The sequence below is a fragment of the Cohnella mopanensis genome (genome assembly GCF_022352055.1).
In the GTDB taxonomy this organism is placed as follows: Bacteria; Bacillota; Bacilli; order Paenibacillales; family Paenibacillaceae; genus Cohnella; species Cohnella mopanensis.
In genome coordinates, this window is record NZ_JAKRWM010000012.1 from 89,173 (window position 1) to 105,329 (window position 16,157).

Annotated in this window: 9 protein-coding genes; 6 read left to right on the top strand and 3 right to left on the bottom strand. The window is 53.3% G+C overall.

Annotated features, from left to right (window positions below):
- A complete protein-coding gene (locus tag L3D05_RS18300) occupies positions 1-1,878 on the top strand; it encodes a DUF2264 domain-containing protein (protein ID WP_239617759.1) in 1,878 nt (625 codons plus the stop codon).
- Between the two features lie 85 nt (positions 1,879-1,963).
- Positions 1,964-2,308: a potassium channel family protein gene (locus L3D05_RS18305; RefSeq protein WP_239617760.1), complete on the top strand. Its 345-nt coding sequence runs from the start codon at positions 1,964-1,966 to the stop codon at positions 2,306-2,308.
- A 301-nt stretch (positions 2,309-2,609) separates the two neighbouring features.
- Here the strand turns inward: L3D05_RS18305 and L3D05_RS18310 are convergent, their stop codons facing one another.
- Positions 2,610-3,311 carry a metal-dependent hydrolase gene (locus L3D05_RS18310; RefSeq protein ID WP_239617761.1) on the bottom strand — a complete coding sequence of 234 codons (702 nt, stop codon included), beginning with the start codon at positions 3,309-3,311 and terminating at the stop codon, positions 2,610-2,612.
- Positions 3,312-3,495: 184 nt separating this feature from the next.
- On the opposite strand from L3D05_RS18310, the gene L3D05_RS18315 reads away from it, so the two are divergent.
- Complete coding sequence (locus L3D05_RS18315) at positions 3,496-4,539, top strand: glycoside hydrolase family 130 protein (protein WP_239617762.1); 1,044 nt, start codon at positions 3,496-3,498, stop codon at positions 4,537-4,539.
- Between the two features lie 341 nt (positions 4,540-4,880).
- Here L3D05_RS18315 and bglX read toward each other — a convergent pair whose 3' ends face one another.
- Positions 4,881-7,058 carry a beta-glucosidase BglX gene (gene bglX / locus L3D05_RS18320; protein ID WP_239617763.1) on the bottom strand — a complete coding sequence of 726 codons (2,178 nt, stop codon included), beginning with the start codon at positions 7,056-7,058 and terminating at the stop codon, positions 4,881-4,883.
- Positions 7,059-7,075: 17 nt separating this feature from the next.
- Positions 7,076-8,428 (bottom strand): glycoside hydrolase family 30 protein, encoded by a 1,353-nt coding sequence (locus L3D05_RS18325; RefSeq protein ID WP_239617764.1) that lies wholly within the window; start codon positions 8,426-8,428, stop codon positions 7,076-7,078.
- A 130-nt stretch (positions 8,429-8,558) separates the two neighbouring features.
- Here L3D05_RS18325 and L3D05_RS18330 point away from each other — a divergent pair, with 130 nt between their 5' ends.
- From L3D05_RS18330 to L3D05_RS18340, 3 genes are all read left to right on the top strand, one after another.
- Positions 8,559-9,371: a helix-turn-helix transcriptional regulator gene (locus tag L3D05_RS18330; protein WP_239617765.1), complete on the top strand. Its 813-nt coding sequence runs from the start codon at positions 8,559-8,561 to the stop codon at positions 9,369-9,371.
- A gap of 650 nt (positions 9,372-10,021) precedes the next feature.
- The gene (gene gltB / locus L3D05_RS18335) at positions 10,022-14,623 is read left to right on the top strand and encodes a glutamate synthase large subunit (RefSeq protein WP_239617766.1); all 4,602 of its coding nucleotides are present in this window, start codon (positions 10,022-10,024) and stop codon (positions 14,621-14,623) included.
- Positions 14,624-14,641: 18 nt separating this feature from the next.
- On the top strand, positions 14,642-16,126 hold the full coding sequence (locus tag L3D05_RS18340; protein WP_239617767.1) for a glutamate synthase subunit beta: 1,485 nt from the start codon (positions 14,642-14,644) through the stop codon (positions 16,124-16,126).
- The last annotated feature ends 31 nt before the right edge of the window (positions 16,127-16,157 follow it).

The following is a 16,157-nucleotide window of genomic DNA, read 5'->3' on the forward strand; positions in this document are numbered from 1 at the left end:
ATGATCCAAACCCAGCTTGCGTTACGCGATAATCCGCTGCGCACGAAAGAAGATATGCGCCTTGCTTTGCGGCAATTAGTCGAACCTCTCGAGTCCTATTACAGCGAAGGGTGCGCCCGGTTAAGGCTGGAAGGGAGCGGAGCGGCATATCCGGCTTCGATTGCCGAGATGGAGGGCTTCTCCCGGGTATTGTGGGGAATGGTGCCTCATCTGGCAGGCGGAGGCAATGATCCGATATGGGATATTTGCTTGAAGGGCATCGTGAACGGGACCGACCCCGTTCATGAGGAATATTGGGGCGCACCGGGCGACAATGACCAGAGGTTCGTCGAGATGGCGGTAATCGGATTCGCGCTTGCCGTCATTCCGGAGCAAATATGGACTCCGCTCACGATCGGGCAACAGAACCGACTGAGGGAATGGTTGTCTACGGTTAATCGGCACCCGGTCTACGATTGCAATTGGCTATTTTTCCCCGTGCTCGTTAATATCGGCTTGCGGAAGCTTGGTCTTCCCTACGATGCGGAAGGGATGGAGCGGAATCTAGACCGGCTTGAACAGTTTTCTGTAGATGGCGGATGGTATACCGATGGTCCAGGTGGACATAGCGATTACTACACTCCGTTCGCTATTCATTATTACGGCTTGATGTACGCGAAGTTGATGGGGGGAGAAGATCCGCAGCGTAGCATGAAGTTCAAAGCAAATGCGGCGTTGTTCGCGCGCGACTTTATCCGTTGGTTTTCCGCGGACGGATCGGCGATCCCTTACGGGAGAAGCCTTGCTTACCGGTTCGCCCAATCGGCATTCTGGAGCGCGCTCGCATACGCCGAAGCCGTAACGGAAGAGATTACTTTCGGCGTGATCAAGGGGATCGTTCTACGGAATCTGAGGTGGTGGTTTAAGCAGTCGATTTTCCGTCCTGACGGCGTATTGGCTATCGGTTATGCTTATCCGAATCTGGTCATGGCGGAAAACTACAACGCTCCCGGTTCTCCTTATTGGGCGATGAAGGCGTTCCTGCCGCTTGCCTTCGCGGACGACCATCCCTTCTGGACGGAAGAGGAGCTGCCGCTTCCCGATCTTCATGCCATCGGCGAACGGGTTCATCCTAGTCTAGTAGTTGTGCGGCAATCGGATAATAATCACGTCGCGGCATTCAATACGGGCCATCTTTCTTCTAACGAGCATACGCATACGTCGGCCAAATACGAGAAATTCGCGTATTCCAACCTATTCGGGTTTAGCGTGCCAAGGGCGGAATGGGGGCTGGCTCAAGGGGCGTTCGATTCTATGCTCGCCCTGAGCGAGCGGGATAACTTGTTCCGCGTTCGGAGAAGGAACGAGGAAACGTTCATCAGGGATCGCGTTCTCTACTCCCGTTGGAAACCATGGCAAGACGTCGAGGTGAAGACATGGATCATAGCGGGATTGCCATGGCACGTCCGGGTTCATCGGATCGAGACGGGGAGGGAATTGACCGTCGCGGAAGGAGGTTTCGCACTACCGATAGCGGCGGATATGGCCTCGGCTCTTCAAGCGGATCGTGCGAGTGCTTCCTGCAGCATTGCGACGAGCGGCATCGTCGGCTTACTCGGCTTCGAAGGGGCTGAACTCATTTACCCGAACGCGAACACGAACCTGATGTACCCTCGCACGGTTATTCCTACGTTGAAGGCGAACATAGACGTGGGAATACATTGGGTTATTTCTGCCGTCTATGGTCAACCGGGAGCGGTGCCTGCCTCTTTCCTGCTTGAAGGGGATGACCTGGAAAGGCTTGTTCGGGAGTGGGTGGAAGAGGAGGATCAACAGATAGATACGGAACGGATTATCCGGTTGTCGGGCAAGTTGTTCGGAGAGATCGCCTCCTTCTGAGATTCCGCTGCGTATAGATCCGTGCAATAGAGGGAACTTTTAACAGAGGTTGACAGGTTGCCTTAGGAAAGGATATCTCTCTTGCATGGTTTCATTCCTGATTACTCTCATGCGCTTATTGAAAGGCATACGCAGATCTTTCAAAGACAAAAACTTTCAAGTCTTGTTAATTCTCATCCTCCTCATGCTCGTTTCGGGCACGATGTTTTATACGGGAGAAGAGGGGCTGAGCATCGTTGATGCGCTATACTTCTGTATTACGACGCTAAGTACGGTGGGGCATCCGAACTTCGAACCTCAAACGACGCTAGGCAAAATATTCACGATGATCTACATTGTGGTCGGTACCGGTTTGTTCTTGGGATTGATGTTCTATATCGCCAGTGCCACTCTGAACCACAAAGAGGAAGACGATGGAGCGAAAAAGTAAGGGGAAATAGCCGCCAATGCCCGAATTCTCGGGTGTTGGCGGTTTTTTTCGTGAAGGAACGTGATCTCTGACGTTGTGTTTGCTTGCGTGGATAGGGATGTGAAATAACTGTAAAAGTCGTTACTACTCAGGTATCTAATGGCACATAGGGAGTAAGTAAAGCGGTTTTTCCGCTTTAATCACCTGAACAAGACACATAGGGAGTAAATAGAACGGTTTTTCCGCTTTAAATCTCGAAAATGGGCGCAGTTTGCGGAAATAAAGCGGAGTAGCGGTCTTAACCTTATTAATGCGTAGCCGTTCACTTCTCCTTTGTTATTTCGAATTTCTCGCCCGGAGCGAGAACACGTCCTTGTTGGCCTTGGACCTCCAATCGCCGAACGAAATCTTGTGCGTTCTGACGGATCAACGGGAACGAGTTGTAATGGACCGGAATGACCAATTTTGCTCCAAACCACTCCGCGGCTTGCAGGGCGTCATCCGGTCCCATTGTGTAATGGTCGCCGATCGGCAAGAAAGCGATGTCTATCGGATGACGGTCGCCGATCATCTTCATATCGGAGAACAGTGCCGTATCTCCGGCATGCAGAATCGTCAAGCCTTCGGCTTGAATGATATATCCGGCAGGCATACCTCCGTAGATGATTTGGCCTTCTTCCAGGAAGATGCCCGAGCTATGGAAGGCTTGAATCATCTTCGCCTTGGCGAAACCTAGATCGACGGTGCCTCCGATATTCATGTCGATCGTCTTGAGTTGCTTGCGAGAGGACATATACATGGCAAGTTCGAAGGTGGCAACGACGGTGGCGTCGTTCGCTCTAGCGATTGGCTCCGCGTCAAGAATATGATCGGTATGCGCGTGCGTGAGAAGGATGTAGTCCGTTTGAATGTCCTCGGGCTTCGTAACCGCGATCGGATTGCCTCTTAGGAACGGATCTATAAGCAATGACTTGCCTTTCGTAACGATCTGGACACAAGAGTGCCCGTGATACGTGATTTGCATGATTCAATCCTCCTCTTTTTCCCAAGTATACCCTAGTTCGTGGTTTTGTTTCGCTGGATCGGTTTTTATGTCCATAATTGGAACAAGGGCTGGGTTCCAGAATCAAATGGGTAGAATGGAAATATCAGGAATACGATATATTAATTTTGCATATGAGAAGGCTTTAAAGCCGAGGGGGTAAAAGATGACGGGAGGAAGATTAGCCGAGAATCCGATCATTAAAGTTAGCGACGTCAAGCCTAGCAGACCGGACTTCAAGGTTGTCGGCGCATTTAATGCAGGCGTAGCTGCTTATGGGGATGAAACGATTCTGCTTGTACGCGTTGCGGAAATGCCGGCGGAGGTGCCGGAGAAATTCGTTGCGGTTCCTTTGTTGAACGAGGGGGACGGCCAGCTAGAGATCCAGCATCTTTCGGTGACCGATTCCCGATATACGTTCGACGATTCTCGTGTCGTTAAGCAGCAAGGGCGTTATGCGTATTTGACCTCCATGTCGCATCTCCGTGTGGCTCGGAGCAAGGACGGCGTTCACTTCGTCGTGGATGAGAAGCCGTCGTTATTCCCTACGGATTCGCTTGAGGCTTGGGGAATCGAGGATCCTCGCATAACTGGGATCGGCGACAAGTATTACATTACCTACAGCGCGGTATCATCGAAGGGGGTTGCGGTTAGGCTTGCTACGACGGACGACTTCGTGATGTATGAGAAGCAGTCGATTCTGCTGCCGCCGGAGAACAAGGATGCGGCGATCTTTCCTGAGCTTATTCATGGCAAGTATTATATGCTGCATCGGCCGGTTCCTAAGGCGATTGGTTCACCGGAGATGTGGATTGCTGAATCCCCGGACATGATCCACTGGGGCAACCATCGCTTTCTGATGGGTTTGCGGGAAGGAAGCTGGGACGGCGGACGCATGGGCGGCGGGGCTGTGCCTTTGTTGACGGAGGAAGGTTGGCTCGAGCTCTATCATGGAGCCGATTCGGATGACCGTTACTGCATGGGGGCCGTGCTGCTGGATAAGCAGGATCCTGGGAAGGTGCTCGCACGGTCTCGGGTTCCTCTTCTATCGCCGGATGCGGATTACGAGGCTTTCGGTTTTTTTGGCGGGGTCGTATTCTCCTGCGGAGCGCTATTGGCGGGGAGGACGGTTCGCATGTATTACGGAGCAGCGGACGAGGTTATGGCCCGGGCAGACTTCACGTTGGAGGAGATTTATCGTACATTCTAAATTATTGAACATGGGAAGGTCGCGTAGAGCCGTGAGGCGTGCTTAAAGCGGGGTAAGAGCTGGGTTTTCCCGAAATAGAGCCGTGAGGCGTGCTTAAATTGGGGTTAGTGCTGGGTTTTCTCGGAATAGAGCCGCGAGGCGTGCTTAAAGTGGGGCTAGAGCTGGGTTTTCCCGAAATAGAGCCGTGAGGCGTGCTTAAAGTCGGGCAAGAGCTGGGTTTTCTCGGAATAGAGCCGCGAGGCGTGCTTAAAGTTTATTCTGCATAAATGTGATTTGAAAAGCCTCCAACACCATAGATGTTGGAGGCTTTTATATGTGCTACTAAAAGGGATAAAACGAAATCAAGCTTCAACCGTCAATCGAACCGATTCGCCCGCGGAGGAATTCGCGCCAATCCAGATCGTGAAGTGTCCGGGTTCGACGGTGAGGTTCATGTCGGCGTCGAGAATCGCAAGCGACGATTCCGAGATCGTGAACGATACGGTAGTCGTTTCTCCGGGTGCGAGCTTGATCTTGCGGAAGGCGGCCAATTTCTTGAGCGGCTGCGTGACGCTAGCCACCTCGTCCCGGATATAGCATTGAACGACTTCTTCACCCTCGCGAGTTCCCGTATTCGTAATTTCGATGGAGAGCTCGAACGCTTCATCTTTGCTAATTCGTTGTTTCTCGTACCGGATCGCCCCGTAACGGAAAGAAGTATAGCTGAGTCCGTAACCGAACGGATATAAAGGATCGGTAGAAGAGTCAATATAATAAGAAGTATAGACGCCTCCGGGAGGACGCCCCGTATTTTTCCGATAGTAATAGATCGGAATCTGACCAACGTTTAACGGGAACGTAGCCGTTAGACGTCCGCTTGGATTGTAATCGCCGAAGAGGACTTCGGCGATAGCGTGACCGCTCTGAACGCCGAGATGCCATGCCTGAACGATGGAGTCCGTGCAGTCCTGAAGCCATGGGATAGCTAACGGTCGGCCTGTAATCAACACGGCGACGACGGGCTTACCCAATGCGGCAACGGCTTCCGCCAGTTTTCTTTGGCCGCCGGGCAAATCCAGGCTCGTTCTGCAACGGGCCTCTCCGCTCATCAAGTAAGTTTCGCCGAGAGCGAGGACGACAACGTCCGCTTGATGAGCGGTTTCCAATGCTTCGTCTAATCCGGCATCGGAGTCGGATTCTACATCGCACCCTTGCGTATAATGAATCGCGGTGTTCGAACCGACCGACTGCCGTATGCCTTCGAGCAACGAAACGACGTCGTCCGGCCTCCCGTCGAATGACCAACAGCCAAGCGGGTCTTGCAGGCTTTTGGCGAGAGGTCCGATTACGGCAATCGACGCGGTACTCCTGCTCAGAGGAAGAGTCTCTTTCTCGTTGCGAAGCAAGACGATCGATTCGCGAGCGGATTGCCTGGCCAAGGAAAGATGTTCCGGGGGCAGGGAGGATTCCGTGGCATACTCGCTTGCGATTGCCGTTACGAACGGCTGCTCGAACAAGCCGAGCTTCAGCTTGACGGCAATGATGCGGAGTACTGCTTCGTCCACGAGCCGCTCGTCTACTTTGCCCTCGCGAACAAGCTTAGGCAGATAACGGATATAAATGCCGGAGGACATATCCATGTCCAGCCCGGCGTTGATACTAAGCAGGCAGGCCTCTTCTTCATCCGCGGCCACGCCATGCGTAATGAGTTCTTGAACGGCGTTGTAGTCGCTAACGACGATGCCTTCGAAGCCCCATTCCTCGCGTAAAATCGTCGTTAATAAATAACGGTTGGCGCATGCCGGCGTTCCGTTAATCTCGTTAAAGGAGGCCATGATGCTGAGTGCGCCGGACTCGACCGCTTCCCGGAACGGAGGCAAGATGACTTCCCGAAGCATGCGGTCCGAGATATCTACCGTGTTGTAATCTCTTCCGGCTTCCGCCAAGCCATAGGCCGCGAAGTGCTTCGGACAGCTTGCCGTCGCAAGACCAGGGCCATCGTCCGTTTGCGCACCTTCCACCCACGCTTTCGCGTAGACCGAAGCCAGATAAGGGTCTTCGCCGATGCTTTCGGCGATTCTGCCCCATCGAGGATCGCGAGTGACGTCGATCATCGGGGCGAATACCCAAGCGACCCCGTCCGTTTGCGCTTCCCTAGAAGAAGCTGCGGCTGTCTTTCCGGCTAACTCGGGATTCCATGCGGATGATTGCGCAAGCGGGATAGGGAATATCGTACGGTATCCGTGAATAACATCGCGCCCGATCAATAGCGGAATTCCATTCGCTGTTTTATCCAAAATAAGCTTCTGCAGGGAGTTGGCTTGTTCGGCTCCCGGCAGGTTGAATACCGACCCCACTTTTCCTTGGGCGATCTGGTCAATAATGACGTCGCGTTGGGACAATCCGGTATCCGGATTAATCGGATTAAAGCCCCAATCGTATTGCGTCATTTGTCCTGCTTTTTCCTCGAGGGACATCCGAGAAAGGATTTCCGCGGCTTTGCTTCGTATTTCAGGCGTTGTCCACTTGTGTTGATTCATAGGATGATCGGCTCCTCTTATGGGCAAGGGAATAATAAAGTTTGGATAGAGTGAGCGGGAATAACCGATTCCGAGATTTCATCGCGGTTCCGAACCGTATAAGGAAGTTCTTCGTCCGTACGGTTCAGCACGACGAGGACGGCTGTTCCATCCGTGTTCTTGAACGCGATCGTTTCCAGCTTGTCCGTGTATTTAGAGCTAGCGATCCGCACGGCACCCGGACGGATATATTTGCTGAAATGGCCGATGTAGTAATAAGAGCTTTGGAAAGTGAGGCTGTCCGATTGCGTATCGGCGATAATCGGCGCATCGCAGTAATTGCCGACATGGTTCGGTCCGCCTTGTTCATCCAAGACGATGTTCCAATCCGTCCATGCGGACATCCAGTTGTTGAGGTTTCCGATGATGTCGTGCGCATAACGCTCGCCGCTCTTCCACGAGCCTAGCTGTACGCCGCCTTCGTGGCAGCCTTCCGTAAATACTAATCCTTTGTCCGGGAACCGATCGTGCACGGCGGATAGCGCTTCGAAATGATCGCCGGAATACCAATGGAAGCCGATACCCCAAATGTATTTCGATGCTTCAATATCGTTGAACGCCACTTTGGCGCGGTCATAGATGCGTTCCTTGTTGTGGTCCCAAACCATGAGGCGGACGCGGGCAAGGTCCGCGGCTTCAAGCGCAGGCCCCAAGTGATCGCGGACGAAATCGCGCTCTTCCTCGGCGGTATAAATACAAGAATCCCAAATTTGCACCGCTTTGGCTTCGTTCTGAACCGTTAAGCCCCAGATCGGCAAGCCTTCCGCTTCGTAAGCCTCGATGAATTTGACGTAGTAACGAGCCCAAGCATCGCGGTATTCCGGTTTAAGCTTCCCTCCGTTGTTCATTTCCCCGTTCGTCTTCATCCACTTTGGCGGGCTCCACGGCGAAGCGTACAAGAGGAAATCGTCTCCGGCAGCCGATGCTGCTTGTTTGATATACGGGATGAGCGTTTGTTTGTCCCGGCTAATATCGAAGTTGGCTAGCGAAGGATCCTCATCTTCGACGTACGAGTAATTTCCCACGGAAAAGTCGCAGCTATTAATATGCGTTCGGACAAGCGTATAACCTATGCCTTCCTCCGCGTCGAAATAAGCTTTAATGATGTTGTCCCGGTTAGTTTCTCCGAGTTTGGCGGCAGTGACTGCCGAGGCTTCCGTAATGGCGCCTCCGAAACCGATGATCTCTTGGTAGGTTAGGTCGTCGTAGACGTTAATCAGCTGGTTCTCGACGCCATGCTCGTCGGCATGGAACGATAACGAGGTTTTCTCCGTCAATCTGTCCTGCGACTTCTGTTCGGTCTGAATTAATCTAATCTTCCGTTGGCTCATGATAGTTAACCTCCATAATCATTTATATGATTATTATAGGAGGAAGAGGCGCAGGATATGTAGAAACAATATGATTGTAAACCTATACGATCTGGTCATTATGATTATAGTAACTGAGGTGGGAAATAGGATGGCCCATGATATAAACGTACAATTGTGCGGGTATTCGAAACATAAAGACCCGTTTTGGCAAGACTATAGCACCGGTCTCGATACCTATATTATCCGATTGCAGATGGAAGGAATTAGCGAAGCGCTGATGGAGGGGAAATATACGGAAATTTTGCCTGGAGATCTGCTTTTGTTTAAGCCAGGGGATATTTACGAGCTTAGAATCGGGATGCCGGGGAAGCCCATGAAACCTAATGGGGATTATTTCGTGATGTGCACCGGACAGGGGATGGATGAATGGTGGGAGGAAAAAGTCAGGCCCACTCGTAAAAAAATCGTGGAGGATGAGAGAATCAAAGGAATTTGGCATCAATTGATTTCGGAGAAACGGCGTTTGGACGGCGGACATTCGGAGTTGATTGCGTTGCTCGTCCGTTCTCTGCTCTTGCTTCTCGACCGTGCGCTTGAGGAGGCTCCTCCAGCCCAATCGGTATCCGTGTTCCATGCTCTGAAAATGAGAAATTACATCGAGGAGAACGCCGCCAAAACTTTGAGGCTTCAGGATATCGCAGGCCATGCGGGCCTAAGCGTATCCAGAGCGGTGCATCTGTTCAAGGAACATTTCGGAATGTCCGCCATGCAATACGTTCAGCAGCTCAGACTGTCACACGCGTTGGAATTGCTCGATCATAGCCTGATGTCTCTAGAGCAGATTGCTCTGGAAACGGGGCTAAGCAGCTACACCTATTTTCATCGCGTGTTCCGCGAGACATATGGGATTTCCCCAGGGCAATATAGGAAGAAGCAACAACTGAACGATCGGAAGAGGTAGAGATACGGAGCTTATCACGTTTGACAGAAGGGCGTAAGATGAACATAATAAAGGTAACAGCAATCGGGAGAAGCGCCTCACAAAGCCAAACACAATAAGTGTTGCTTTGTTGGGGTGCTTTTTGCATATTGGCGACAAGCTTGAATCCTGATTCTCTATTCTGTTACGGGGATAACTGTAAAAATACAGTTAATCACAGCGTTATCGCGTCTAGGATGGAAATAACGGGAAATGTACAGTTAATGAATCTGAATCAGTTTGTTTAGGAGGGGACTTCATTAATATAAAGGGACAAATACAGTTAATGGATCAAAAAGCGACTAGTTGATCGAAAATAAATGTATTTTTCCATTTACTCACAACCCATCTCAGCCACCCATCTCGGCCACCCATCTCAGCCACCCATCTCAGCCACCCATCCCAACCACCTATCCCAACCACCTATCCCAACCACCCATCTCAACCACCTATCCCAACCACCTATCCCAACCACCTATCCCAACCACCTATCCCAACCACTCATCCCACCACTACCCAACCAAGTTATGTCCTGATTTTGCCCACTTGCATGAGGAAATTTGAATAATCCATACATAGTCAGACAACTCGCATATATACATAAAAATTATGGTATAGAAAGGTTGCGAACTATGAAGCGTAATGGGCTGCCGGTCAAGCAAGGACTGTATGATCCGCAATTCGAGCACGATGCGTGCGGAATGGGATTCGTGGCTAACATCAAGGGGCGCAAATCGCACGATATCGTTCGCCAAGCATTGACGGTACTGGGGAACTTAGACCATCGCGGAGGTCAGGGAAGCGAGGCGAATACCGGAGACGGAGCGGGCATATTGCTGCAAATCCCGGACGGGTTTTTTAGGAGCGAATTAAGGAAAGAAGGCATAGAACTCCCGGCAAACGGAGAATACGGGGTAGGCATGCTGTTCTTGCCGCAGGACGCGGAGTTGCGCGCATCATTCGAGAAGCGGCTCGAGAGCATCATTCACGAAGAAAATCAGGCTCTGATCGGTTGGAGGACGGTTCCGACGAACGACTGGAAGCTCGGCGATACGGCCAAATCCGTGCAGCCGTTCGTCCGTCAAGTGTTTATTGGCCAACAGGGGGATATCTCCGACGAGCTTGGCTTCGAACGCAAGTTATACATTATCCGCAAACGTGCGGAGCAGGAGATCCGCTATTCCGGTTTGGAAGGCGGACGTACGTTCTATTTCTCTAGTCTTTCTAGTAAAACGATCGTCTACAAAGGAATGCTCATTCCGGAGCAGGTTGACTCGTATTATGTAGAACTTCAGGATCGGGCCGTCGAAACGGCGCTTGCCCTCGTTCACTCCCGGTTCAGCACGAATACTTTTCCAAGCTGGGAGCGAGCCCACCCGTACCGGTATGTCATCCACAATGGGGAAATCAACACGCTGCGCGGTAACGTGAACTGGATGCATGCCCGCCAAGCGATGGCTGAGACCGAACTGTACGGAAACGACATGCACAAGGTCAAGCCCGTCATTGACAACGACGGCAGCGATACGGCCATGTTCGATAATTCGCTGGAGTTTCTGTACTTGTCAGGTCGATCACTCCCTCACGCGGCGATGATGATGGTCCCCGAGCCATGGGCCAATCATGAAAGCATGACGGAGCAGATGAAAGCGTTCTACGAATATCATAGTACGTTGATGGAGCCTTGGGACGGACCGGCGGCCATGGCGTTCACGGACGGAACGCAGATCGGAGCCTTCTTGGATCGTAACGGACTGCGACCTGCGAGATACTACGTCACGACGGATGACCGGATTATTCTGTCATCGGAAGTAGGCGTATTGGAGGTCCCTCCGGAAAATGTTCTCTACAAAGAAAGATTGCGTCCCGGACGAATTCTGCTCGTGGACACGAAAGAAGGACGGATTATATCCGACGAGGAAGTGAAGTCCTCAATCGCAAAGGAGCATCCTTACCAGGAATGGCTGCAAGAGCATCTGATCGGCTTGGAGGAGCTGCCGGACGCGCCGGATGTGCCGCAGCCTGACCATTCGACGGTTTTTCAGCGGCAGAGGGCTTTCGGATATACGTTCGAAGAGCTGCGCAAAGTATTCGAGCCGATGGCCCAAAGCGGAGTCGAGCCGATCGGGTCGATGGGATACGATGCTCCGTTGGCGATTCTATCGAAACGGCCGCAGCGGTTATATAGTTATTTCAAACAGCTATTCGCGCAGGTGACCAATCCGCCGATAGACGCCATTCGCGAAGAAATCATTACCGCCACGGGGACGACGATCGGTCCGGAGCGCAATCTGCTGAAGCCCGAGCCGGAAAGCTGTCGCCAGATCAAGGTGAAGTCGCCCATCCTATCCAATGAACAGTTCGCCAAGCTGCGCCATATCCGAAGGCCGGGCTTCAAGGCGATCACGCTGCCGATTTTCTTCCCGGTATCGGGAGGGTCGCAGGGCTTGGAAGCTGCATTGAAGGAGTTGTGCGAAGCAGCCGATCGGGTCATCTCGCATGGCCATAACATTTTGATTCTATCGGACCGGGGAATCGATCGCGAGAATGCGGCTATTCCGGCTCTCCTAGCGGTATCTTGCCTGCACCATCATTTGATCCGACTGGGAACGCGCACGAAGGTAAGCCTTCTGCTAGAGTCCGGTGATCCGCGGGAGATTCATCATTACGCGTTGTTGCTCGGATATGGGGCAAGCGCGATAAACCCGTATCTGGCGTTAGAGTCGCTGGATGATATGATTCGCCAAGGCTTGCTTGTCGGGATTTCTCACGAGAAGGCGGTCCAGAATTATTTGAAGGCGGCCACCAAGGGTGTCGTTAAAGTGTTGTCCAAGATGGGGATATCGACGATCCAGAGCTACCGGGGCGCGCAAATCTTCGAAGCGCTGGGGCTGGAGCAGTCGCTGGTCGATAAGTATTTTACGTGGACTCCATCGAGAATCGCCGGGGTAGGGCTCGAGACTATCGCCGAAGAAGCGCTTATTCCGCATCGAAAGGCATATGCGCAGCAAGAACGAGGCGAGTTGGTGCTTCCGGCCGGCGGAGAATACCAGTGGAGACGGGACGGAGAAGAGCATATTTATCAGGCGCAGACGATCCACGCGCTGCAACAGGCATGCCGCACGAATGACTACAATCTGTTCAAGAAATTCACGGAGGCGGTCAACGGCCAACAAGAGAAGCTCTTTACGCTGCGCGGGTTGCTAGAACTGAAGCCGGATCAGGCTGGCGGTATTCCGATCGAAGAAGTAGAGCCGGTAGACGAAATCGTCAAACGGTTCAAATCGGGAGCGATGTCTTACGGCTCGATCAGCAAGGAAGCGCATGAGAGCATGGCCATCGCGATGAATCGCATCGGAGGGAAGAGCAATACCGGGGAAGGCGGAGAAGACCCGGATCGGTTTGTTATGGACGCGAACGGCGATTCCCGGCGCAGCGCGATCAAGCAAGTCGCCTCGGGGCGGTTCGGCGTGACGAGCAACTATTTGGTTAATGCAGATGAGATTCAGATCAAGATGGCTCAGGGGGCGAAGCCGGGAGAAGGCGGGCAACTGCCGGGACGCAAGGTGTACCCTTGGATCGCCGAAGTGCGCGGTTCGACTCCGGGGGTGGGGCTGATTTCCCCTCCTCCGCATCATGATATTTACTCGATCGAGGACTTGGCGGAGCTTATTCATGATCTGAAGAACGCGAATCCGCGGGCGAGGATTAACGTCAAGCTCGTCTCCGAGGTTGGAGTGGGAACGATCGCGGCGGGAGTAGCCAAGGGCCGAGCGGATGTCGTGCTGATCAGCGGATATGATGGCGGAACCGGAGCCTCCCCGCAGACAAGCATTCGCCACGCGGGATTGCCTTGGGAGTTAGGTTTAGCGGAGACGCATCAGACGCTCGTTCTGAACAAGCTGCGCGATCGGATCGTAGTTGAAACCGATGGGAAGCTGATGACGGGTCGGGATCTCGCCATTGCCGCTTTGCTCGGAGCCGAGGAGTTCGGCTTCGCGACTTCGCCGCTGATCGTGCTGGGCTGCGTAATGATGCGCGTCTGTCATTTGGACACTTGTCCCGTCGGAGTCGCCACGCAGAATCCCGAGCTGCGCAAGAAATTTAACGGCGATCCGCAGCATGTAGTCCACTTCATGCGCTTCGTCGCCCAGGAATTGCGCGAGTGGATGGCTCTGCTAGGGTTCCGCACGGTCAATGAGATGATAGGCCGGACCGACAAACTCAATAGCCGCAAAGCGATCGCGCATTGGAAAGCGAAGGGCGTAGACCTCTCTCCGTTACTGTATCAGCCGGAAGTCGGTTCGGAGGTTGGGCGTTACTGCCAAACTGCGCAGGACCATGGCCTGAACAACTCACTTGATCGCAAGGTACTGCTCAAGATTGCCGAGCCTGCCCTGATCTCCGGTGAGCCGGTAGCGGCGATCGTACCGATTCGCAATACGAATCGCGTCGTCGGAACGATCCTCGGAAGCGAGATTACCCGGCGTTATGGCGCGAAGGGTCTGCCGGAGGATACGATCAGGTTCCATTTTATCGGCTCCGCAGGCCAGAGCTTCGGCGCGTTCGTACCGAAAGGAATGACCCTTAAGCTGGAAGGGGATTCGAACGATTACGTCGGCAAAGGGTTGTCGGGCGGCAAAATCATCGTGACTCCATCGGAGAAAGCGATCTTCAAGACGGAAGCGAACATCATTATCGGAAACGTCAGTCTGTATGGCGCGACATCAGGCGAAGCGTATATTCGAGGTATAGCGGGCGAGCGCTTCTGCGTACGGAATAGCGGCGTGAATGCCGTCGTCGAAGGCGTTGGCGATCATGGCTGCGAATACATGACGGGCGGACGCGTGGTCATTCTGGGCAAGACGGGGCGCAATTTCGCGGCGGGAATGTCCGGGGGGATTGCTTACGTATTAGACGAAGCAGGGGATTTCATTACCCGCTGCAATCTGGAGATGGTGCATCTCGATCGCTTAGAGCAGTCGGATGAAGCGCAGCAAGTGAAGGAGATGATCGAGCGCCATGTGATCCACACGAAGAGCGCATGGGCGCAATCGGTGTTGGAGCGTTGGGACGATAGCCTGACGAGTTTCGTCAAAGTCATTCCGAAAGACTATAAGCGGATGTTAGACGCGATGGACCGCTTATCGGCGTCGGGCTTAAGCGGCGAAGAGGTTGCAATGGCCGCGTTCGAAGCGAATATGAGGGACTTGTCCCGCGTTAGCGGAAACTAGGGCGACGGAGGAGAGAAGATGGGGAAGTCTACCGGATTCATGGAATTTAGAAGGGAACTGCCTCCTGAAGCTAACCCCCTAGACCGCATCGACCATTGGCAGGAGTTCCAGAGCAAGGCATCGGAAGAGCTGCTTAAGGAGCAAGGTGCACGCTGCATGGACTGCGGCATCCCATTCTGCCATACCGGACAGATCATTAACGGAATGGCGGCCGGCTGTCCGGTCAACAATTTGATTCCGGAATGGAACGATCTCGTCTACCGAGGATTGTGGCGTCAAGCGTTGGATCGTCTACACCAGACGAACAACTTCCCGGAATTTACCGGACGGGTATGTCCGGCGCCTTGCGAAGGCTCCTGTACGGTTGGGTTGAATGATCCGCCCGTTACGATCAAGAATATCGAGAAAGCCATCGTCGACAGGGGCTTCGCCGAAGGTTGGATCTTACCCGAGCCTCCAACGGTTCGTACAGGCAAGAAGGTTGCCGTAATCGGTTCCGGCCCTTCCGGCTTGGCATGCGCGGCTCAATTGAACAAAGCGGGACACTTGGTCACGGTCTACGAAAGAGCGGATCGCATCGGAGGTCTGCTCATGTACGGGATACCGAATATGAAGTTAGACAAGAAAACGGTCGAGCGACGTGTCGATCTCTTGCGCCAAGAGGGAATTACGTTCGTGACGAGTACGGAGATCGGCAAAGATGTTCCGGCATCGCGGCTGCTCGAACAGTTCGATGCCGTCGTCCTGTGCGGCGGGGCGACGAAAGGCCGAGATCTGACAATCGAAGGCCGCGAGCTCAAAGGTATTCATCTGGCGATGGAGTTCTTGCACAAGAATACGAAGAGCTTGTTGGATTCCGAGCATGCTGACGGCCAGTACATCTCCGCGGAGGGCAAAGACGTCATCGTCATCGGCGGAGGAGATACCGGAACGGATTGCGTGGGTACTTCGCTGCGACATGGCTGCAGAAGCGTCACGCAGTTCGAGATCATGGCGAAGCCGCCGGAAACCCGGGCAGACAACAATCCGTGGCCGCAATTCCCGCGCGTATATAAGCTCGATTACGGGCAGGAAGAAGCAAAGGCGCTCTATGGGTGCGATCCACGGCAATACTTGATCTCGACGAAGCGTTTCGTCGGGGATGAGAACGGCAACTTGAAGGAGCTGCATACCGTCGGTATAGAGTGGAAAGCGGATGCGAACGGTCGGTTCGGTCCGGCGGAAGTACCGGGCACGGAGCAAGTGTGGCCTGCTCAGCTAGTCTTGCTGGCCATGGGTTTCCTGGGTCCGGAAAATACGATCCTCGATCAGTTGGGCATAGAAAAGGACGAACGGTCTAACGCCAAGGCGGAATACGGCCACTACGCAACGAACGTGAAGGGCGTCTTCGCCGCGGGGGACATGCGACGCGGACAAAGCTTGGTCGTCTGGGCCATTAACGAAGGCCGGGAAGCCGCGCGTGAATGCGACCGGTACTTGATGGGGGATACGTTGCTTCCGTGATCAGATGGATAAGAGGCAGTCGGCAGTTATG